Origin of the sequence: Methylobacterium aquaticum (assembly GCF_001043915.1) — a bacterium.
Lineage (GTDB): Bacteria > Pseudomonadota > Alphaproteobacteria > Rhizobiales > Beijerinckiaceae > Methylobacterium > Methylobacterium aquaticum.
In genome coordinates this window covers 14396-34787 of the sequence record NZ_LABX01000001.1, presented here as the reverse complement: position 1 = coordinate 34787, position 20392 = coordinate 14396, and the positions used below count along the sequence as shown (strand labels likewise).

Below are 20392 nucleotides of genomic sequence, written 5' to 3'. Positions count from 1 at the left end.
CGGCCGCGCCCCCGGCCGGCGGCGGACCGCCAGCTCCCACGGCCGCCGATCCCCCCCGTGGTTTCGCCCGGCCGAGGCGACCGGCTCGACCCCGGCCCCGGTCACGCCGCGCAGCGCCCGGGTCGTCCCGGTCGCCCCCGCCAGGGCTCCGGCAGCCGCCTCGCCTGCCGCCGAGACCCCCGCCCCGGCGGCCGAGACGCCGCGGCCGAAGCCGGTCCAGCGCGTCGCCTCCGCCGAGCCGCCGGCCACCACCCAGGCGGTGCCGACGCGCCGGGCGTCGGTCGGCGGGTTCTCGGTCCAGCTGTCGGTGCGCGCCACCGAGCGGGAGGCCGAGGCCGCGTTCAGGCAGGCCCAGGAGCGCTATGGCGCCGTTCTCGGCGGCCAATCGCCGCTGATCCGCCAAGCCGAGGTCAACGGCAAGTCCATCTACCGCGTCCGCGTCGGACCGATGTCGAAGGACAGCGCCGAGGAGCTGTGCGGCAAGCTCAAGAGCGAGGGCGCCGCCTGCTTCATCGCCAAGAACTGAGCCAAGAACCGGGCCAAGAACCGAGCCAAGAACGTGCTGAGCGCGGGGCAACGGATCCGCGGCGGCGAGGCGCCGCCGAGGCGCCGGACGCCCCGCCCCGAAAACCGCCTCGCTGTGGTGCGACGCCGACAGTCGTGAGCCGGCGAATCGCCTCAATTGCCCGCTCATCTCCGCTCGCGCTTCCCGATCGCCGGCGCCCGCACGGGTTCACCACCGGCCGGTGCGGCGGGAGCGTGCAACCCCAGTCCCTTCGAACCGACGAGAGCCGCCGTCGATGACCCTTGCCCTGATCCTCGGCTGCGCCGGCCCGACCTTGAGCCCCGAGGAGGCCGCGTTCTTCCGCGAGGTGCAGCCCTGGGGCTTCATCCTGTTCAAGCGCAATGTCGAGACCCCCGAGCAGGTCCGTGCCCTGACGACGGCGCTCCGTGAGACCGTCGGGCGGGCCGACGCCCCGATCCTGATCGACCAGGAGGGCGGCCGGGTACAGCGCATGACGCGGCCGCACTGGCAGACCTATCCGTCCAGCCGGGCCTACTTTCGCGCCGGCGGCCCCGAGGGCGGGCCGGCCCTCGCGCATCTCGGCGCCCGCCTGATGGCGCACGACCTCGCCCAGGTCGGCATCAACGTCGATTGCGCGCCGGTTCTCGACGTGCCGGTGCCGGGCGCCCACGACGTGATCGGCGACCGCGCCTACGGCACCGATCCGGCCGTGGTCGCGGCTTTCGGGCGGGCGGTGGCCGAGGGGCTGATGGCCGGCGGCGTGCTGCCGGTGATGAAGCACATGCCCGGCCATGGCCGCGCCGGTGCCGACAGCCACCACGCCCTGCCGGTGGTGGCGGCGGGCCTGGACGACCTCGAGGCGCATGACTTCCAGCCGTTCCGCGCCCTCGCCGACCTGCCGATGGCGATGTCGGCCCATGTGGTGTTCCGCGCCCTCGATCCGGAGAACCCGGCGACTACCTCGGCGACGGTGATCCGCGAGGTGGTGCGCGGGCGCATCGGCTTTTCCGGCCTGCTGATGACCGACGACCTGTCGATGAACGCCTTGTCGGGCACCTTCCGTGAGCGCGCCGCTGCGGCATTCCGGGCTGGCTGCGACATCGGCCTGCATTGCAACGGCGTCCGGGCCGAGATGGAGGAGGTGGTCGCTGCCAGCCCCGTCCTGTCCGGTCAGGCCCTGCGCCGTGCCGATGCGGCCCTCGCCCGCCTGAGCCCGGCGCAAGCGGCGTTCGACCCGGCGGAGGCCCGCGCCCGCCTCGATGCCGGGCTCGCCGCCGCGGCCTGAGATGGCCGACGCCATTGCGGAAGCCGGCGACGCCTGCGCCGCCTCGAGGCGGTCCGCGCCGCCGCCCTGCTGCTGTCGGAGCGGGCGCAGCTCGGGCGCGACGTCTTCGCTCGTGGCGCACTGCCGCCCGAGCCCGCCGTCAACCGTCCCGGGCGCCTCCACCGCCACTCTGCGCGACCTTGAGTGCCGCCTAAGCAGACTTGCGTCAGCGAGCCAACGCCTCGTCCACTTAGGTTCTTGTTTGATCGCAGATTTTTGCCGCCGAACCGGTGACCACTGCGGCGACATCTGCTTAGGCCCGCCAGCGCCAGCAGCGGGCACGGGCGCAGGTGAGGCTGCCGCCGCGCAGCCTCTGGTCCCTGGTCGAGGCTCCAGTCGCCCTCGAACGGCTGATCGGCCCGCGTGACAACTGGACCGACCTCGAATGCTCTCTGGCGCAGGACGTTGCCGATCTGGCGCGGTGCGCGATGAGACGCTGGCCATCGTGGCCTATCACCAGCCGGTGACCCGGGCCGAGATCGGGGAGATCCGCGGCGTCACCACCTCGAAGGGCTCCCTCGACCTGCTGCTGGAGACCGGCTGGGTGCGTCTGCGCGGCCGGCGCCGGATTCCCGGGCGGCCAGTGACCGACGGCCCCGCCCCGGCCTTCCTCGACCATGTCGGCCTCGACGCCGTCCCCAACCTGCCAGGTCTCGACGAGCTGAAGCGCCTCGGCCTGGTCAAGGGCCGGCTGCCCGCCGGTTTCCGGGTGCCGCAGCCGAGCGACGAGGCCGACGAGGACCCCGAGAGGGCGGCCGCAAGCCCCGGCGAGGCCGCCAGGGAGTGAAGTCCCGGGTGGGGCATTCGGCTGGCCGCTCAGGAAACGCTTGTTTTCACCCCGGGCCGTCCTTACGTTCCGGCCGCACCGCACGCGCTCGGGCCGCCCTGACGGCGACGATGAGCCTGCGGGATCAGAGGTTTGGGACGTCGCACGACGCCCCGCGAGAGTGCCGCGGCGACCGTGACGCTGCGCAGGAGAGAACCATGGGCGGCGCGAGTATCTGGCACTGGATCGTCGTCGGCGTGATCATCATGCTGCTGTTCGGGCGCGGCAAGGTGTCCGACCTGATGGGCGACGTGGCCAAGGGCATCAAGGCGTTCAAGAAGGGCATGGCCGACGACGAGCACGCCCCGGCCCCGGCGGCGCAGGTGCCTCACGCGCAGGTTCCGCCCCCGGCCGTGCCACCGGCCCCCGTGCCGCCGGCTCCCGTGCCGACCGCGCAGATGCCGCCGCTCGGCACCGAGCCGAACGTCGACCGCAAGGTCGGCTGAGCCCGCCATCCCGAATCCCGATGCTCCCCATCGTGGAGGGCGCGGCCGTCCGGTCGGCCCTCCCGTGCGTCTGACGCGATCGGCAGGGCCCGGGTGCGGATCGGTCCGCGGCCATTCTGCGCCCGATCCAGTGTGCGCTCGATGCGGAACCTGGTCGGCGGTGACTGGCGCCGGCGCATCGGCATGCTAGACAGCCCGCGCGAGGCGCCCGCTCCCGAGCCGCGCCGCGTGAAAACAAGAGTCGCGCCGCGCGAGTAGCAGGGCCGTCACGCCATGTTCGATATGAGTTGGGGCGAGGTGATGCTGATCGGCGGCGTCGCGCTCGTCGTCATCGGCCCCAAGGACCTGCCCAGGGCGCTGCGCACCGTCGGCCAGGTCGTCGCCCGGGTGAAGCGGATGGCCGGCGAGTTCCAGAGCCAGTTCAGCGAGGCGATGCGCGAGGCGGAGCTCGACGACGTCCGCCGTGAGGTCGAGGGCATCAACCGCAGCGTCTCCAGCGCGACGACGACGGGCTTCAACCCGGTCCAGACCCTCCGCAACGAGATCAAGGGCGCCGTCGACGGTATCTCCACGGCCCCGCCCAAGCCCGCGACCCTGCCCTTGCCGGGCGCCGAGTCTTCGGCCACGGACGCCTCCGCCACGGCCGCCTGGGCGGCGGATCCCCTCGCCTCGACCGCGATCTCCGTCGCGCAGCCGCCGCCTCCGGCCTTCGATGCCGCCGCCCCGCCGGCCTATCGGCTCCCCGAGCCCGCGGCCGAGACGCCGCCGATCTCGGCGCTTGCCGCCGCGACGGCACGGCTCAAGGCCGAGGCGGCCCGCACCGCACGAAACTCCTCCGAATCCCACGACACTGCCAGCACGGGCCACACGGCATGATTACCGAGGCCGATGAAGCCGAGATCGAGGCCTCGCGCGCACCCCTGATCGAGCACCTGATCGAGCTGCGCGCGCGGCTCATCAAGTCGCTGCTCGCCTTCGGGGTGATGTTCTTCGTCTGCTTCTTCTTCGCGCAGCACATCTACAACATTCTCGTCTACCCCTACGTCGCCGTGGTGGGGGCCGAGAAGGCGCGGCTGATCGCAACGCATTTCCTCGAACAGGTCTTCACCAACATCAAGCTGAGCGTGTTCGGCGCCGGCTTCCTGTCGTTCCCGGTCGTCGCCACCCAGCTCTACGCCTTCGTGGCGCCGGGCCTGTACCGCAACGAGCGCCGGGCCTTCCTGCCCTATCTCGTCGCCACGCCGGTCTTCTTCTTGCTCGGCGCCCTCGTCGTCTACTTCCTGGCGATGCCGCTGCTGATCAAGTTCTCGGTCAGCCTCCAGCAGATCGGCCAGCCTGGAGAGGCCACGATCGAGCTGCTGCCGAAGGTGGACGAGTACCTCTCGCTCATCATGACGCTGATCTTCGCCTTCGGGATCGCGTTCCAGCTGCCGGTGATCCTGACTCTGCTGGGCCAGATCGGCCTGATCGATTCGAAGTTCCTGAAGGAGCGGCGGCGCTACGCGATCGTGCTGGTCTTCGTCGCCGCGGCGGTGCTGACCCCGCCGGACGTCATCAGCCAGCTCTCCCTCGCGGTGCCGATGCTGCTCCTCTACGAGGCGTCGGTGTTCTCGGTCCTTGCCATGGAGAGGCGCCGCGAGCGTGCCCGGGCGGCGGAGGAGGCCGGGAGTTAGGGTCGCGCCGGCTTCCTCGGCCCCACCCGCCCCACCGTTCCGGGCTCCGCCAAGCGGAGTTCCGGAGCGAGGGGGGCGGGTAGGGATGTCAGTGATGGCGCGGAAGCGGGCTGCCCGACGATCCCACCGGCCCCGACACCCCCGCCTGCGCGAAGGTCGCCATCTCGCGGTGGCACGCCACCGCCGCCTTGACGATCCCCAGCGCCAGCGCCGCCCCGCTGCCCTCGCCGAGGCGAAGCCCGAGATCGAGGAGCGGGCGAAGCCCCAGGCGCTCCAGCACGGCGGCATGATCGCCTTCCGCCGAGACATGGCCGGCAAGGCAATGGTCGAGGGCGCGGGGGTCGACGGCGTGGAGCAGGGCCGCGGCGGCGGTCGAGACGTAGCCGTCGATCACCACCGGCACCCGTTGCAGCCGCGCCGCCAGGATCGCGCCGGCCATGGCGGCGATCTCGCGTCCGCCGAGGCGCGCCATCACGGCGAGCGGGTCGTCGAGATGGCCCTGGTGATGCGCGAGGGCCGCCTCCACCGCCGCAACCTTGCGGGCAAAGCCCGTCTCGTCCACGCCGGTGCCGCGGCCGACCCACGACGCCGGCTCGCCGCCATAGAGCGCGGCATAGATCGCGGCGGCCACCGTGGTGTTGCCGATTCCCATCTCGCCGACGGCGAGCCCGTCGGTGCCCGCCGCCACCGCCTCCATGCCGAACGCCATGGTGGCGACGCAGGCTTTCTCGGTCATCGCCGGCCCGGTGGTGATGTCGCCGGTCGGCATGTCGATGGCGAGATCGAACACCTTGAAGCCGAGCCCGTAGGCGGCGCAGATCTGGTTGATCGCCGCGCCGCCGGCGGCGAAGTTGTCGAGCATCTGGCGGTTGACGGCGGAGGGATAGGCCGAGACGCCCTGTGCCGCGACGCCGTGGCTGCCGGCGAAGACGCAGACCAGCGGCCGGTCGAGGCTCGGCGGTGCCTTGCCCTGCCAGGCCGCCATCCAGGCGGCGAGGAATTCGAGCCGCCCGAGGCTGCCGGCGGGCTTGGTGAGCAGCGAGTCGCGGGCCGAGACCTCGGCGGCGGCGGCCTCGTCCGGCCCCGGCATGGTGGCGATCAGGCGGCGGATGTCGTCGAACGGGGCGGCGTCGGTGGGGGTCTCGGCCATGATCGGTATCCTGCGGGCGCAACCCGGAAGGTGGGGCTTTCGTGAGGCGTGCAGATACAGCAAAATGGCCGGCGGGCGCGACTCCGCGCGGGTCGATGGCGTCGGGATGCGGTGAGTGATGGCGACGGAGAGCAGCGCCGGGCCCGCCCGAGGAGATGATCGGGCCGCGGGCGCAATGACCGAGGAGGCAAGGACCGATCAGGCAACAGCGAACGATGCGAGAGCCGACGACGCGGTCGAGCCTCCGCCTCCCGCCTCGGGCCCGTGGCCGCCGTTGCGCGATCTCGCCGTCTGCCTGCGCTTCTACAGCCGCCTGCCGGTCCCGGCCGTGCCGGGCGAGACCGCCATTCACGCCGCGCCCGATTTCCGCACCGTGCCCCGGATGCTGCCCCTCGCCGGCCTGGTGATCGGCGCGGCCGGCGCCGTCGCACTGGCGGCCTCCCTCGCCCTCGGCCTCGGGCCGTTCCTCGCCGCCACCCTGGCGCTCGCCTTCACCACCCTGGTCACAGGCGCCCTGCACGAGGACGGCCTGGCCGACGTGGCGGACGGGTTCGGCGGCGGCGCGACGATGGCCCGGCGCCTCGAGATCATGCGCGACAGCCGCATCGGCGCCTACGGGGCCGCCGCCCTGGTCCTGTCCTACGCCCTGCGCATCGGGGCACTGGCGACGCTGGCCGACCGGATCGGCTGGCGCGTCGCCGTGGCCTTCCTGGCGGCGGCGGCGCTCTCGCGCACCGCCGCCCTGTGGCCGCTCTGCCGCCTGCCCCCCGCCCGCCCGGACGGCGCCGCCCACGCGGTCGGCCGGCCGACCGGGACAACCCACGCCACCGCCTGGGCGCTCTGCCTCGCCGTCCTGCTCGGTGCCTTTGTCCTCGGTCTGCCCGGGCTGGGGCTGTGCCTGGCCGCGTTCCTCGCCCTCCTGGCCGCCTGGACGCTCAGCCGGATGGCCAAGCGCCTCGTCGGCGGCCAGACCGGCGACGTCATCGGGGCGAGCCAGCAACTGGCCGAGATCGCCGCCCTCCTCGCCCTCGTGATCGCAATTCCTGCCTGATGCCCGCTTCCAGCCCCTGCATCCGCCTCTGCATCCTCAACCCCGTCACCCGCCTCTGCGACGGCTGCGGCCGCACCGGCGACGAGATCGCCGCCTGGGGCGCCCTGTCCGAGCCGGAGCGCCTGCGCATCATGGCAAGCCTGCCGGCGCGGCTGGCCGCCGCCCATCCCGAGCCGGAGCCTGCGCCGGCCCCGGCGCGGGTCGCCTGAGCCGATGCCGGGCGCCGTCGGCATCGGGCTCCTGCTCATCGCCTGCGCCTACGCGCTCAACCTGGTGGGGGGGCGCGCGGTGGCGGGCCTGCGCCCCGACGAGGCGGCCGGGCTCGCCGCCGCCGGCGGGGCCGCCCTACTGGTGCTGAACGGCGTCGGCCATCGGTTCCGGTCGGGCTTCGGCGAGGGCTTCGTCGCGCTCCTGCTCTGGTGCGCGATCGGCGTCGGCGCGGCCGGCCTCTACGCCTATCGCGACGAGGCGCGGGACATGGCCTTCCGGGCCTTGGGCGAGATGAATCCGGGCGAGCCGGTCCCCGGGCGCGGCGACGAGGTGGTGATCGCCCGGCGCATCGACGGCGGCTTCACGGTGCAGGCCAAGGTCAACGGCCGGGTCCAATCCTTCGCCTTCGATACCGGCGCGAGCGCGGTCGTCCTGACGGCCGAGAGCGCGGCCCATCTCGGCCTCCATCCGGGCCCTGGCGCCTATCGGGTCCAGGTGCAGACCGCCAACGGCCGCACCGCCGCGGCGCCGGTGGTGCTCGACACGGTGACGGTCGGGCCGATCACCGAATCCCGCGTCGCCGCTCTCGTCACCCGGCCGGGCGCCTTGAGCGTGAACCTCCTCGGGATGAGTTTTCTCGAGCGGCTGAACTCCTACGAGGTGCGGGGCAGCCGCCTGATCCTGCGCGGGGCGCGGGGGTGAGGGATCGGCCCCATACCAACGGTCGTTGGAATCGGCCTTTGGTGCCGTTCTCGAATTGTCGCCAAGCCCAAGGTCCCGGACATCTGTGCTTGGCATCGAAAACTCGAGATGGAGTCAACGGCCGCGTCGATCTCGGGCCTGCCCGAGATCGAATCGATGCGTCAGCATCTTCGGCCGTTGGTCTCATAGCCGCTTCTCGAAGAAGTGGTCGGGATAGGGATCGTCGTTGAAGCGCGCGATCTCGACCCAGCCGGTGCGGCGGTAGAGGTGCAGCGCCTCGGGAAGCGCGCTGTTGGTATCGAGGCGCAGGGTCGTGATGCCGAGATCCCGCGCCGCTGCCTCCGCCCTCTCCATCAGCCGGCGGGCGAGGCCGAGACCGCGGGCGGAGGGACAGACCCAGAGCCGCTTGATCTCCGCCACCTCCAGTCCCTTGCCCTTCAGGCCGACGCAGCCGATCGGCAGCCCGTCCGACAGGGCGACCAGGAAGGCGCCACGTGGGCGCATCATGTCGGCCGCCTCGGGATCGCGGGAGAGGGACACGTCGAAGCCGGTCGCGAGGCGCCGTCCCAGTTCGGCGTAATACGCCGTCAGGCAGTGCAGCGCCGCCTCGGAGCGCGGGTCGGTCTCCTCGACCGTGATCCGCTCGCGGCCGAGGGCCGTGGCGACGAGATCCATGGCGCGCAACAGCTCGTCGCCCTTGGGGCAGCGGGCCAGCAGCGCCGCCGCCCGGTCGTTCGACAGGGCCTCGTAGGCGGCGAATTCCTGCCGGCCGGCTTCGGTCAGGGCCGCGACCCGGCGGCGGGCATCGGCCGGATGGGGCAGCGTGACCACCAGCCCCTCTTCCTCCAAGCCGCGCAGGAGCCGGCTCAGCAGGCCGGAATCCAGCCCGAGATAATCACGGATGCTGCCCACCTCCCCGCGCCCATGCCCGATGGCGTTGAGCACCCGGGCAGCGCCGAGCGGGCGGCCGCGACCGAGGAAGGAGGTGTCGAGGGCCCCGACCTCGGCCGTGACGGCCCGGTTGAAGCGGCGGATACGGCGAAGGGCATCGATCGGCATATTTCTGACTTAAGTCAGGAAATCCGAGCCGTCAACGGGATCGCCGCAGACGAAAAAGCCCCGGCCAGGGGCCAGGGCTTCTCGTCGGGCGGTCCGGGGTGGCGCACCACCCCGAGACGGTGACTTATACCGACGGCCGAAGATGCTGACGCATCCGGCCGCTGATCCAATCTCGAATTTTCGATGCCAAGCCAGAGGCTTGGCGAAAATTCAAGAACGGCACCAAAGGTCGTTTTCAACGACCGTTGGTATTAGTTGTTCCGGTTGCCCATCAGCGACAGCAGGAACTGGAACATGTTGATGAAGTCCAGGTACAGCGTCAGGGCACCGAACACCGACACCTTGGCGGCGGTCTCGCCGTCGAAGTTGCCGTAGAGGTACATCTCCTTGAGCTTCTGCGTGTCATACGCGGTCAGGCCGGCGAAGATCAGCACGCCGATGACCGAGATGGCGAATTGCAGGGCGCTCGAGGCCAGGAAGATGTTCACCAAGCTGGCGATCATGAGGCCGATCAGGCCCATCACCAGGAACGAGCCGATGCCCGACAGGCTCCGGGTCGTGGTGTAGCCGTAGAGGCTCAGGCCACCGAAGGCCGCCGACGTGATGAAGAACACCTGGACCACGCTCGCGCCGGTATAGCGGAGCAGCAGCGTCGACAGCGACGCACCCATCACCGCCGCGAAGGCGAAGAACGTGGTGCGGGCCGTGGCGGCCGACATCCGGTCCATCCGGAACGAGAAGAGGAAGATGAAGGCGAGCGGCGCGAGCGCGATCACCCACATCAGCGGCGTGGCGTAGAGCGTGCGGCCGAAGCTGGTCAGCGGGATCGAGCCGATCCGCGCCACCGCGTCCGCCGACGAGGTCGCCACCGCGAGCTTGTTGATGCCGACCGCCACCAGCCCGGAGATCCCGAGGCCGATGATCATGTTGTTGTAGACGCCGAGCATGAACGCGCGCAGGCCCTGGTCGACCTGCACCTGGCTCGGGGCGTAGCCCACTGGGCCCCCGTAGCCGTTCGCGTTGCCCTGCCGGAACGGGCTGTTCTCGAATGCCATGGGAGATTCCTTCGGAAACTCTCTAGCGTGGATGTTCCTGGTGCGAGGTTCCTACGCGACCCTCGGACGCTTGCGCGTCGGATCGGCGGCCCTGCCCTTTCGGACCCCTCCGCCTTGACCGGAATATGTGGAGCGCGGCGAGCGCGCACAAGGGCGGGCTCGCCGCCGACCCGCATGGGATTCCGGCAAACACCAAGGTCAATCCGCCGCAGGATGAGCGACGGATTAACATCCCTACAGATTTCGTAGGTACTGCGCCGGCTTCTGGCTGAGGATGCGCCAGGTGCCGGCGAGCCCCAGGCCCACCGCCACGACGACCGCGAGCAGAGCCGCCAGCACAGCCCCCGAGAGGTCGAGGGCGAAGTCGACCTGCATCACCTTGGCGAGGATCACCCAGCCCGCCAGCGTGCCGGCGGCGAGGCCGAAGATCGCGGTGGCGAGGCCGAGCGCCCCATACTCCATCGTGTAGGCGGCAAGGAGCCGCGCCCGTGTCGCACCGAGGGTCTTGAGCACCACCGCATCGTAGAGCCGGGCCCGGTGGCCGGCGGCGAGCGCACCGGCCAGCACGAACAGGCTGGTCGCCACCGCCACCGCGCTGGCGCCGCGGATCGCGAAGACGAGCTTCGCCACGAGGTCGTTGACCGCGTCGAGCGCGTCCTTCACCCGCACCGAACTCACCGAGGGGAACTCCCTGGCGGCGTCGCGCAGGATCCCGGCCTCGAGGGCGGGGTCCGGCCCCTCCGGCAGGGTCAGGGTGGCGAGATCGCTGTGCGGCGCGCCCCGGAAGGTGCCGGGCGAGAACACCATCACGAAGTTGATGCCGAGGTTGCGCCATTCGACATGGCGCAGGTTGGCGATGGTGACGGTCAGGCTGCGCCCGAGCACGTTCACGGTGACCGCGTCGCCGACCTTGAGGTTGAGGCTGCGGGCGAGCTGGTCGTCGAAGGAGACCAGCGGCTTTCCCGCCTCCTCGCCCTTCCACCACCGACCGGAGGTGACCGTCGAGCCGTCGGGCAGATCCTCGGCGTAGGTGATGCCGCGGTCGCCATCAAGCACCCAGGCGGCGTCCTCGCCGGCCTTGATCTGGCCGGCCGGGACGCCGTTCAGGGCGGTGATCCGCCCGCGCATCATCGGCACCCGCTCGATCTTGGCCCGCGGCGCGGCGCGGCCGAGGAACTGGTCGAAGGCCACCGAGTCGCGGCTCGGGATGTCGAGGAAGAACAGGCTCGGCGCCTTGGCGGGCAGCGAGCGGGTCAGCGTCCGGGTAATGTTGGCGTCGATCACGCTCAGGGCCACCAGGAGCGTGATGCCCAGACCGAGCGAGAGCACGATCGAGGGCGTGAGCGCGCCGGGCCGGTGCAGGTTGGCGAGTGCCAGCCGCGGCGCGGCCCTGCCCGGCCGGGGCAGGCGGCGGGCGAGCGCCATCAGCCCGAGGGCGACGAGGCGCAGCAGCCCGAAGGCGAGGCCCGCCGCCGCGATGAAGATCACGGCCACGCTGCGATCATAGGCTGTGGCGAGCGCCAGCCCGACGAGACCGGCGAGCGCGAGGCCGAGGATGCCGAGATAAAGCGGCCGTGGCCAGCGCCGGTCGGGATCGACCGTGTCGCGGAACAGGCCCGACACCGCGACGTCATGGGCGCGGCCGAGCGGCCCGATCGCGAAGGCGAGGGCCGTCAGGGCGCCGTAGAGGGCAGCCACCACGAGTTCGCCCGGCGCGAGCGTCGGGTTGAGCGGCAGCGGCAGCAGCGCCCCGAACGCCGCATCGAGCGCGAAGGGCAGGACCGCGCCGATCGCGAGGCCGGCGAGGATGCCGATCCCGGCGATCAGCATCACCTGCGTCAGGTAGATGCCGACCACCTGGCTCCCCGGGGCGCCGAGGCTCTTGAGGGTGGCGATCGAGGCGCGCTTGCGCTCGACGAAGGCCCGCACCGCATTGGCGACGCCGACCCCGCCGACGAGGAGCGCCGTGAGGCCGACGAGGGTCAGGAACTGGGTGAAGCGCTCGATGCTGCGGGCAAAGCGCGGATCGGCATTGAGCCGCGAGCGGATCTCCCAGCCGGCCTCCGGCAGGGCGGCGCGCGCCTCGCGCATCAGCGTCTCGACCGCCGCGTCGTCTCCGTCAGGCAGCATCACCCGGTAGACGAAGCGGTTGAGGCTGCCGGGCTGGACCAGGCCCGAGGCTTTGAGCGCGTCGAGCGACACCATCAGGCGGGGCCCGAAGCCGATGCCGCCGGCGATCTTGTCCGGCTCGGCGACGAGCACGGTGCGGAGCTGGATCTCGGCGCTGCCGACCGTGAGGCGATCGCCGGGCTTGAGGTCGAGACGGGCGAGGAGCGCCGGATCGGCGGCGGCGCCGTAGGCGCCGTCGCGGAGGGCGAAGATGTCGGCGGGCGGCATCTGGGGCTCGGTCGTCAGCGCGCCGACGGCCGGATAATCGGGGCCGACCGCCTTCAGCTCGACGAGCGCCGCCCCCTTGTCCCCGGCCGAGGCCATGGCGCGGGTGAAGCCCGCCACCGAGACGCGGCCGCGCGCGTCCAGGAAGGCTTTTTCCTGCGGGCTCGCCTCGCGGTGGATCAGCCCGAAGGTGACGTCGCCGCCGAGGATTTTTCGCCCCTCGCGGGCAAGCCCATCCGAGAGCGAGCGCGACAGGGAGGCGACGCCCGCGATCGTGGCGACCCCGATGGCGATGCAGGCGAGCAGCACCGTGAAGCCGCGCAGGCCGCCGCGCAATTCGCGCAAGGCGAGACGCAGGGTCAGCGGCAGGCGCGACGGCCGGCCGGGCGTCCCGCCGGGAAGGGTGGGGAAGGTGCCGTGCATGGATCCTACGCGCTCACCGCGGTGTCGATCAGCCCCGAGCGCAGCCGCACCGTGCGGTCGCACAGGCGGGCGAGGCCGGGATCGTGGGTGACCAGCACCAGGGTGGCGCCGCGATCGCGCTTGAGGGAGAAGAGCAGGTCGACGATCTGCGCGCCGGTCGCCTCGTCGAGGTTGCCGGTCGGCTCGTCGGCGACGAGGATCGCCGGCTCCGGCGCCACCGCCCGGGCGATGGCGACGCGCTGCTGCTCGCCGCCGGAGAGCTGGGCCGGGTAATGGTGCAGACGATCCCGAAGGCCGACCGCCTCCAGCTCCCGCGCCGCCCGGACATGCGCGTCCGGCGCATCGGCGAGTTCGAGCGGCAGGGCGACGTTCTCGAGCGCCGTCATGGTCGGCACGAGGTGGAAGGACTGGAACACGATGCCGATGCGCCGGCCGCGGAACCGCGCCAGGGCGTCCTCGTCGAGCCCGGCGAGATCGGTGCCCTCGACCACCACCCGGCCCGAATCCGGCCGCTCCAGCCCCGCCATGGTCATCAGCAGGGTCGACTTGCCCGAGCCCGACGGGCCGACGAGGCCGACCGCCTCCCCGGGCGAGACTGTCAGTGAGATGCCCTTGAGGATATGGACCCGGGCAGCGCCGCGGCCGAGGCTGAGATCGACGCTCTCGAGCGCGATCGCCGGTCCGGTGGCCTTGTCGGTCATGCGGGGAAAGCCGATCTGTAGCACGGCGACCATGGAGGGTCGCCGCCGGAGGTGAGTGTTGGGACGGACCTACGCAGAACAGGCGGCCCGCCCGCCCGATATGGGCCGCGCATGGATGGTTCGCCATGATGGCCGCCGCGCGGCACTCGCATTTCTGATCGTTTCGCTGCTGATGACGCTCGTGACGCCGCTCCATGCGCAGGACCCGGTTCAGGGCGCCGGACAGGCACGGCCCCTGACCCTCGTCGCCCTCGGCGACAGCCTGACGGCGGGCTACGGCCTGCCGGCGGCGGCCGCCTTTCCGGTCCAGCTCGAAGCGGCGTTGAGGGCGCGCGGCCATGCCGTGACGATCGCCAATGCGGGCGTCTCCGGCGACACCGCGACCGGCGGGCTCGACCGGGTCGACTGGTCGGTGCCGGACGGGACCGACGGGGTCATCCTCGAACTCGGCGCCAACGACATGCTGCGCGGCACCGACCCGGCGGTGACCGAGAAGGCTCTCGGCGGGATCATCGCCCGGCTCAAGGCCCGCGGCATCCCGGTGATGCTCGCCGGGATGCGGGCGGCGCCGAATCTCGGGCCCGATTACGGCCGGCGCTTCGACGCGCTCTATCCGCGTCTCGCCGAGCGCGACGGCCTCGTCCTCTACCCGTTCTTCCTCGACGGCGTCGCGGGCGACCGCAGCCTCACGCTCCCGGACGGCCTGCACCCGACCAAGGACGGGGTCGCCAGGATCGTCGCCGGCATCCTGCCGAGCGTCGAGACCTTCCTGGCCCGCCTGCGCAAGGGCGCTTGAGCCGCATGCCGCGCCTGTTCACCGGGATCGAGGTCCCGCCGGAGACCGGCCTGGCGCTCCGTGCCTTCCGGGGCGGGCTGCCGGGCGCCCGCTGGGTCGAGCCCGCCGATTACCACGTGACCTTGCGCTTCATCGGCGATGTCGAGGGCGGGCTCGCCGACGAGATCACCGAGGCTCTGGCCGAGATCCGGCCCTGCCCGCCCCTGACCCTGGTCCTCGACGCGCTGGCGGTCTTCGGCGGCGAGAAGCCGCACGCGCTGTTTGCCCGCGTCGTGCCAGACCCCACCCTCGCCGAGTTGCAGGCCGAGCAGGAGCGCATCCTGCGCGGGCTCGGCGTCGCTCCCGATACCCGCCGCTTCACGCCCCACGTGACGCTGGCCCGGCTCAACCGTAGTGCCCGCCCGGAGGGGGTGGCGGCGTACCTGGCGGTGCAGCCGGTCTTTTCGCGGGTGTCGTTCACGGCGGAGCGGGTGGCGCTCTACTCGGCGCGGGACTCGGTCGGCGGTGGGCCGTATGTGGTGGAGGCCGCCTATCCGCTCTCCGAGGGCAGGTGATCGGCTTCAACCGGATGGTCAGGGTGAGCCCATCGTTGCGGGTCGTATGATGGTCCCGGAAAAGAACGGTGCAGGGCGCATTCTCCCGGCCCGCGGCAGGGCTGTCCGGGGCCAACGTGGCGCGGCTCCCCTCTGCCACTCGGGAGACGGGGATCCTGCGCTTTGCTTTTGAAAGGGATCGTCCCCGGACAGCCCTGCCCCGCGGGGAAAGCGGATGTCCTGCCTGGCCTTTCCCGGGAGAGCCCTCTCTTCAGGGCCAAAAACGGAAAACCTGCCGCCTCCTACAACCGCCGCAGCGCCACGCTCTCGATGCGGTGGCTCGCGCCCTTGGCGAGGATCAGGCTGGCGCGCTGGCGCGTCGGCACGATGTTGTCGCGCAGGTTCAGGAGGTTGATGCGGTTCCACAGGCCGTCAGCGATGACCAGGGCCTCCTCCTCGCTGATCTCCGCATATTTGCGGAAATACGACAGGGGATCGCGGAAGGCGGTGTGGCGCAGGCGCAGGAAGCGGTTGACGTACCAGCGGTGCAGGTCTTCCTCGTGGGCGTCGAGATAGACCGAGAAGTCGAAGAAGTCCGAGACGAACGGGATCGCCGTGCCGTCCCGCGGCAGGCGGGCGGGCTGGAGCACGTTCAGCCCCTCGACGATCAGGATGTCGGGCCGGTCGACCACCGTGGTCTCGCCCGGCACCACGTCGTAGACGAGGTGGGAATAGAGCGGTGCGGCGACGTGGCGCTTGCCCGCCTTGATGTCGGCGAGGAAGCGCAGCAGGGTCGGGGTGTCGTAGCTCTCGGGAAAGCCCTTCCGCTCCATCAGGCCGAGGCGGTTCAGCTCCGCATTGGGTAACAGGAACCCGTCGGTGGTCACGAGGTCGACCTTCGGGGTGTTGGGCCAGCGGGCGAGCAGTGCCTTCAGCACCCGGGCGGTGGTCGACTTGCCGACCGCGACCGAGCCGGCGACCCCGATGATGTAGGGCACCTTCACCTCGCGCTCGGCGAGGAGGAAGCGCTGGGTCGCCTTGAACAATCCTTGGGTCGCCGCGACGTAGAGCGAGAGCAGCCGCGACAGCGGCAGGTAGATGGCGATGACCTCTTCGAGCGAGATCGGGTCGTTGAGCGATTGCAGCCGCATCACGTCGTCGGCCGTGAGGGTGAGCGGCGTGTCGGCGCGTAAGTGCGCCCATTCCTCGCGGGCGAAGACCCGGTAGGGCGAGAGGTGATCGGTCGCCTCGTCGAGGCTCGCGGCGAGCTGCGCCGCGCCGAGGGTCGGAGCCGGGCCGGTTCCGCTCAGGCCGCCAACGGTCATGCGGGGTTCGATCATGCGGGCGTCGGTCATGCGAGCCTCTCGGTCATGCCGGCCTCCTCGCGGCCTTCTCGGCGATGCCGCTCTGGGCCGTGCGCCGCTCCAGCTCCGCCATCACCGCGTCCAGCGGCACCTCGGCGGCCCGAAGGACCACCAGCAGGTGGTAGAGCACGTCCGCGGCCTCCGCCGTCAGCCCGTCCCGGTCGCCCTGCACCGCCGCGATCGCGGCCTCGACCGCCTCCTCGCCGAGCTTCTTGGCCGGCCGGGCCGGGCCGCCCGCGACGAGCTTGGCGGTGTAGGACTCCTCCGGAGAGGCTGCGGCGCGCTCGCGGACGATGCGGTCGAGGTCAGCGAGGGTGAAGGCGGTCATGCGGCTGCCATTGGTGTCTCGGGTCAACCCTGGGGCCGGCCGTGTCGGGTGGTCAAGCGGATTACACCACCGTGTCCCGCGCGGATTGCCGAGGGTCAGGGCGTCGGATCGAGCCGCATCGCCAACCCCGCCGCCGCCATGTGGGCCTTGGCCTCCGCCACGGTGTGCTGGCCGAAATGGAAGATCGAGGCGGCGAGCACCGCGCTCGCCCCGCCGTCGCGCACGCCCGCCACGAGGTCGTCGAGCCCCCCGACGCCGCCGGACGCGATCACCGGCACGGCGACCGCGTCGCTGATCGCCCGGGTCAGGCCGATGTCGTAGCCCGAGCGCATCCCGTCCCGGTCCATCGAGGTGACGAGCAATTCGCCCGCCCCCTTGGCGGCCACGAGGCGGGCGAAGTCGATCGCGTCGATGCCGGTGGGCTTGCGGCCGCCATGGGTGAAGATCTCCCAGCGGGCGGGCTCGCCCTCGCCCGACACGCGCTTGGCGTCGATCGCCACGACGATGCATTGCGCGCCGAACTTCTCCGCCGCCCGGGCCACCAGGTCCGGGTCGTTCACCGCCGCGGTGTTGATCGAGACCTTGTCGGCCCCGGCCAGCAGCAGGGTGCGGATGTCCTCGACCTTGCGCACCCCGCCGCCGACGGTGAGCGGCATGAAGCAGGCTTCCGCCGTGCGGCTCACCGCATCGAGCAGGATGCCCCGGTCCTCGTGGCTCGCCGTGATGTCGAGGAAGCACAGCTCGTCGGCCCCGGCGCGGTCATACGCCTTGGCGGCCTCGACCGGGTCGCCGGCGTCGCGCAGTTCGAGGAATTGCACGCCCTTGACGACGCGGCCGTCCTTGACGTCGAGGCAGGGAATGATGCGGGTCTTGAGCACGGGCGCCGTTTCACGAGTTCGAGTCGAGGGGGGCAAACGCGCGCCGGCGTCGCGTCGCGCGGAGAGGGATCTGTCTCGGGACAGGTCCGCAGCGGCAGGCCCGTCTCCCGTGAGGCGTCGAGGGGCGGGCGACGGGCGCGGTCCAGGGCCTCGTCGCGTGGGGGCGTCGCTCACGAGGCCGGCCCCTCCCCCTCACGCCATCGGCTGGCTCTTGCCGTGTGCGCTCTTGCCTTGCGCGCTCTTGCCTTGCGCGGCCTTCGCCCGCGCGATGGCGGCGAGCGCCTCCTTCGGATCGATCCGGCCGTCATAGAGCGCGCGGCCCGTGATGGCGCCGGCGAGACCTGCGCAATCGGGCTCCAGGATGCGGTGCACGTCCTCGATCGAGGCCAGCCCCCCGGAGGCGATGACCGGGATCTTCACCGCCTGGGCGAGGCTCAGGGTCATCGGGATGTTGAGGCCCTTGAGGATGCCGTCGCGGGCGATGTCGGTGTAGATGATCGCGGCGACGCCGGCATCCTCGAAGCGGCGGCCCAGCTCCTCCGCCGTCACCGTCGAGGTCTTGGCCCAGCCCTCGACCGCGACGCGACCGTCCTTGGCGTCGATGCCGACGGCGATCTTGCCCGGGAAGCGGCGGGCCGCCTCGCGCACGAAGGTCGGGTCCTTGACGGCGGCGGTGCCGATAATGACCCGGCTGACGCCCTTGGCGAGCCAGCCCTCGACGGTCCGCATCTCGCGGATGCCGCCGCCGAGCTGCACGGGAATCGTCACCGCGGCGAGGATCGCGTCGACCGCCGCGGCGTTCATCGGCGCGCCCGCGAAGGCGCCGTCGAGATCGACCACGTGGAGCCAGGAAAAACCCTGCTCCTCGAACGTCCCGGCTTGCGCCGCCGGATCGTCGCTGAAGACGATGGCCTGCGCCATGTCGCCCTGCACGAGGCGGACGCAGCGCCCTTCCTTGAGATCGATGGCCGGAAACAGGATCACGCGTCGTCACCGCAAGGCTTGAGGGGGTGGGAAGGGCGGCAGCCCTCAGGGCCGCCAGCGCAGGAAGTTGCCGATCAGCCGGAGCCCGAGGGTCTGGCTCTTCTCGGGATGGAACTGGGTGCCGGCGATGGTGCCGCGGGCCACCATGGCGGTGACCGCGCCGCCGTAATCGGCGGTGGCGACCACGTCGCCGGGCTCGGCGGGCTTGAGCGCGTAGCTGTGGACGAAATAGGCGTGCAGGCCGTCCCCGCCGGTCGGGATGCCGTCGAGCAGAGGATGGGGCCGGCGTGCCTCCAGGGTGTTCCAGCCCATATGCGGCACCTTCAGGCTCGGATCCGCCGGAGTGATCGGCGCCACGTCGCCCGGGATCCAGCCGAGGCCGGGGGTGATCTCGTATTCGAGCCCGCGGCTCGCCAGCAGCTGCATGCCGACGCAGATGCCGAGGAACGGCCGGCCGCGGCCATGAGCGGCCTCGGTCATCGCCTCGACCATGCCGGAGACGGCATCCAACCCGCGCCGGCAATCGGCATAGGCGCCGACGCCGGGCAGCACGACCCGGTCGGAAGCGGCCACGATCTCCGGATCGGAGGTGACGACGATGCGGGCGTCGGTCCCGGTCTCGCGGGCGGCGCGCTCGAAGGCTTTGGCGGCCGAGTGCAGGTTGCCCGAGCCGTAATCGATGATGGCGACGGTGTCCGCGCTCAACGGAGATCCTCCCGGGTCGCGGCGTGAGGGATGGATGAGGTGCTCACCGGGGACTTTGCGCCTCCGGGAACAGTCCGAGCGCCGGGCTCTCGGCGCGGAGGCTCGCCGGGGTCACCGGCCGGGTTGGCGGGGATCCGAGGCGGGCGCCCTCCTCCCGCAGCCAGCGGGCGACGATTTTCACCTCGGCCTCCCGGATGTCCGAGGCGGTCACCGCGTCGCGGATCGGGCGGCCGGTGCGGGCATAGGTCCAGCGCCGCAGCGACGAGGCTTCGAGCCCGATGAGCCAGGACAGAAGCAGGGCGACCAGGAAACCGGCCGCCGGGCTCAGCCCCAGGGCCAGGCCGGCGGCCCAGACCACGATCTCGGCCGCGAGCACGATCAGCCCGGCGAGCCAGAGCCGGTGCCAGAAGAACCACAGGGCCGAGAACCAGAAGGCCGGCCACACGAAGGCGTCCGGGACCAGCGTGGCCCGGTCCAGGGCCTCCGGCTCGCCGGGATCGACCTCGTCGGGGACGTGCAGGGTGTAGGTGGTCATCCGGTTCCCCCCGGGGTCCGTCGTTGCGGCTCCAAGCGGGACTGCCTCGTGCAGCCCTGCTCAGGGTCTTGTTGGTGCATCATGTCGCCGCCGAACCGATGACTGCTCCGGCGACCGACGTTTAGAGCGAACCTTTGGTCGATGGCACCCGGCCGCCCTCGCGGGGATCGACCTCGACCGCGTGGCGCAAGGCACGTGCCAGACCCTTGTAGCAGCTCTCGGCGATGTGGTGCTGGTTGTCGCCGTAGAGCGTCTCGACGTGCAGCGTGATCCCGGCATTCATCGCGAAAGCCTGGAACCACTCGCGCACCAGCTCGGTGTCGAACACGCCGATCTTCTCGCGGGCGAACTGGGTGCGGAACACCAGGAACGGCCGGCCGGAAATGTCGACCGCGACCCGGGTCAGTGCCTCGTCCATAGGCAGGTGCAGGTCGGCGTAGCGGCGGATGCCGCGCTTGTCGCCGAGCGCCTGGGCGAAGGCTTGGCCGAGCGCGATCCCGCAATCCTCGGTGGTGTGGTGCTGGTCGACATGGAGGTCGCCCGTCACCTTGATGTCGAGGTCGAACAAGGCGTGGCGGGCGAGCAGCTCCAGCATGTGGTCGAGGAAGCCGACGCCCGTCGCGATGCTGGCCCGGCCGGTGCCGTCGAGGGTGAGCGCGACGCGGACGTCGGTCTCGGCGGTGCGCCGGTCGACGCGGCCGGCGCGGGGAGAGGAGTCGGTCATCGCGG

At 71.6% G+C, this 20392-nt stretch carries 22 protein-coding genes and 2 pseudogenes; 12 read left to right on the top strand and 12 right to left on the bottom strand.

What is annotated here, in order from left to right; genetic code table 11:
* The 7 genes and pseudogenes from VP06_RS35770 to tatC all read left to right on the top strand — a co-directional run.
* Window positions 1-526, top strand: a 526-nt coding sequence (locus VP06_RS35770) for an SPOR domain-containing protein (protein WP_197093091.1), incomplete at its 5' end; no start/stop codon positions are given.
* A gap of 274 nt (window positions 527-800) precedes the next feature.
* Window positions 801-1811, top strand: coding sequence for a beta-N-acetylhexosaminidase (gene nagZ, locus VP06_RS00170; protein ID WP_048461808.1), 1011 nt, complete (start codon window positions 801-803; stop codon window positions 1809-1811).
* Between the two features lie 30 nt (window positions 1812-1841).
* Window positions 1842-1992 (top strand): annotated as a pseudogene (locus VP06_RS38840) (segregation/condensation protein A); the annotation flags it as partial.
* 288 nt (window positions 1993-2280) lie between these two features.
* Window positions 2281-2637, top strand: a pseudogene (gene scpB / locus VP06_RS00165) (SMC-Scp complex subunit ScpB); the annotation flags it as partial.
* Between the two features lie 197 nt (window positions 2638-2834).
* Entirely contained in the window at window positions 2835-3122 is a 288-nt protein-coding gene (locus tag VP06_RS34190) for a twin-arginine translocase TatA/TatE family subunit (RefSeq protein ID WP_082167068.1), read from the top strand.
* Between the two features lie 273 nt (window positions 3123-3395).
* On the top strand, window positions 3396-3998 hold the full coding sequence (tatB, locus tag VP06_RS00155) for a Sec-independent protein translocase protein TatB (RefSeq protein WP_048461807.1): 603 nt from the start codon (window positions 3396-3398) through the stop codon (window positions 3996-3998).
* Complete coding sequence (tatC, locus tag VP06_RS00150; protein ID WP_048461806.1) at window positions 3995-4795, top strand: twin-arginine translocase subunit TatC; 801 nt, start codon at window positions 3995-3997, stop codon at window positions 4793-4795. The genes tatB and tatC overlap by 4 nt, the downstream gene beginning before the upstream one ends.
* An 88-nt stretch (window positions 4796-4883) precedes the next feature.
* Here the strand turns inward: tatC and cobT are convergent, their stop codons facing one another.
* Window positions 4884-5945 carry a nicotinate-nucleotide--dimethylbenzimidazole phosphoribosyltransferase gene (cobT, locus tag VP06_RS00145; protein ID WP_048461805.1) on the bottom strand — a complete coding sequence of 354 codons (1062 nt, stop codon included), beginning with the start codon at window positions 5943-5945 and terminating at the stop codon, window positions 4884-4886.
* A gap of 175 nt (window positions 5946-6120) precedes the next feature.
* On the opposite strand from cobT, the gene cobS reads away from it, so the two are divergent.
* Genes cobS through VP06_RS00130 form a run of 3 tightly spaced genes read left to right on the top strand, consistent with a single transcriptional unit; the run spans window position 6121 to window position 7908 of the window.
* Complete coding sequence (cobS, locus tag VP06_RS00140) at window positions 6121-6996, top strand: adenosylcobinamide-GDP ribazoletransferase (RefSeq protein WP_048461804.1); 876 nt, start codon at window positions 6121-6123, stop codon at window positions 6994-6996.
* Entirely contained in the window at window positions 6996-7205 is a 210-nt protein-coding gene (locus VP06_RS00135; RefSeq protein WP_048461803.1) for a DUF1289 domain-containing protein, read from the top strand. The genes cobS and VP06_RS00135 overlap by 1 nt, the downstream gene beginning before the upstream one ends.
* A 4-nt stretch (window positions 7206-7209) precedes the next feature.
* Window positions 7210-7908, top strand: coding sequence for a retropepsin-like aspartic protease family protein (locus VP06_RS00130; protein WP_048461802.1), 699 nt, complete (start codon window positions 7210-7212; stop codon window positions 7906-7908).
* Window positions 7909-8091: 183 nt separating this feature from the next.
* On the opposite strand, the gene VP06_RS00125 is transcribed toward VP06_RS00130, so the two are convergent.
* The 4 genes from VP06_RS00125 to VP06_RS00110 all read right to left on the bottom strand — a co-directional run bounded on the left by VP06_RS00125 (window position 8092) and on the right by VP06_RS00110 (window position 13540).
* The gene (locus VP06_RS00125; RefSeq protein WP_048461801.1) at window positions 8092-8967 is read right to left on the bottom strand and encodes a helix-turn-helix domain-containing GNAT family N-acetyltransferase; all 876 of its coding nucleotides are present in this window, start codon (window positions 8965-8967) and stop codon (window positions 8092-8094) included.
* Between the two features lie 251 nt (window positions 8968-9218).
* Window positions 9219-10022, bottom strand: coding sequence for a Bax inhibitor-1/YccA family protein (locus tag VP06_RS00120; RefSeq protein WP_048461800.1), 804 nt, complete (start codon window positions 10020-10022; stop codon window positions 9219-9221).
* A 234-nt stretch (window positions 10023-10256) separates the two neighbouring features.
* Window positions 10257-12839 carry an ABC transporter permease gene (locus tag VP06_RS00115; protein ID WP_048461799.1) on the bottom strand — a complete coding sequence of 861 codons (2583 nt, stop codon included), beginning with the start codon at window positions 12837-12839 and terminating at the stop codon, window positions 10257-10259.
* A gap of 5 nt (window positions 12840-12844) precedes the next feature.
* Window positions 12845-13540, bottom strand: a complete 696-nt coding sequence (locus VP06_RS00110) for an ABC transporter ATP-binding protein (protein WP_048461811.1) — start codon at window positions 13538-13540, stop codon at window positions 12845-12847.
* Window positions 13541-13712: 172 nt separating this feature from the next.
* Between VP06_RS00110 and VP06_RS00105 the strand changes: the two genes are divergently transcribed.
* Window positions 13713-14336 carry an arylesterase gene (locus tag VP06_RS00105; protein WP_245290994.1) on the top strand — a complete coding sequence of 208 codons (624 nt, stop codon included), beginning with the start codon at window positions 13713-13715 and terminating at the stop codon, window positions 14334-14336.
* Window positions 14337-14341: 5 nt separating this feature from the next.
* Window positions 14342-14890: an RNA 2',3'-cyclic phosphodiesterase gene (gene thpR, locus VP06_RS00100; RefSeq protein WP_048461797.1), complete on the top strand. Its 549-nt coding sequence runs from the start codon at window positions 14342-14344 to the stop codon at window positions 14888-14890.
* A gap of 281 nt (window positions 14891-15171) precedes the next feature.
* Here thpR and coaA read toward each other — a convergent pair whose 3' ends face one another.
* The 7 genes from coaA to hisB all read right to left on the bottom strand — a co-directional run bounded on the left by coaA (window position 15172) and on the right by hisB (window position 20387).
* Window positions 15172-16194 carry a type I pantothenate kinase gene (coaA, locus tag VP06_RS00095; protein ID WP_048461810.1) on the bottom strand — a complete coding sequence of 341 codons (1023 nt, stop codon included), beginning with the start codon at window positions 16192-16194 and terminating at the stop codon, window positions 15172-15174.
* Window positions 16195-16237: 43 nt separating this feature from the next.
* The gene (locus tag VP06_RS00090) at window positions 16238-16561 is read right to left on the bottom strand and encodes a phosphoribosyl-ATP diphosphatase (protein WP_048461796.1); all 324 of its coding nucleotides are present in this window, start codon (window positions 16559-16561) and stop codon (window positions 16238-16240) included.
* Between the two features lie 95 nt (window positions 16562-16656).
* Window positions 16657-17439 carry an imidazole glycerol phosphate synthase subunit HisF gene (gene hisF / locus VP06_RS00085; protein WP_048461795.1) on the bottom strand — a complete coding sequence of 261 codons (783 nt, stop codon included), beginning with the start codon at window positions 17437-17439 and terminating at the stop codon, window positions 16657-16659.
* Between the two features lie 192 nt (window positions 17440-17631).
* On the bottom strand, window positions 17632-18423 hold the full coding sequence (gene hisA / locus VP06_RS00080) for a 1-(5-phosphoribosyl)-5-[(5-phosphoribosylamino)methylideneamino]imidazole-4-carboxamide isomerase (protein ID WP_048461794.1): 792 nt from the start codon (window positions 18421-18423) through the stop codon (window positions 17632-17634).
* A 45-nt stretch (window positions 18424-18468) separates the two neighbouring features.
* Window positions 18469-19128, bottom strand: coding sequence for an imidazole glycerol phosphate synthase subunit HisH (gene hisH, locus VP06_RS00075; protein WP_048461793.1), 660 nt, complete (start codon window positions 19126-19128; stop codon window positions 18469-18471).
* 43 nt (window positions 19129-19171) lie between these two features.
* Window positions 19172-19663 (bottom strand): DUF2628 domain-containing protein, encoded by a 492-nt coding sequence (locus tag VP06_RS00070; RefSeq protein WP_048461792.1) that lies wholly within the window; start codon window positions 19661-19663, stop codon window positions 19172-19174.
* A gap of 121 nt (window positions 19664-19784) precedes the next feature.
* Window positions 19785-20387, bottom strand: coding sequence for an imidazoleglycerol-phosphate dehydratase HisB (hisB, locus tag VP06_RS00065; RefSeq protein ID WP_048461791.1), 603 nt, complete (start codon window positions 20385-20387; stop codon window positions 19785-19787).
* Between the last annotated feature and the right edge of the window lie 5 nt (window positions 20388-20392).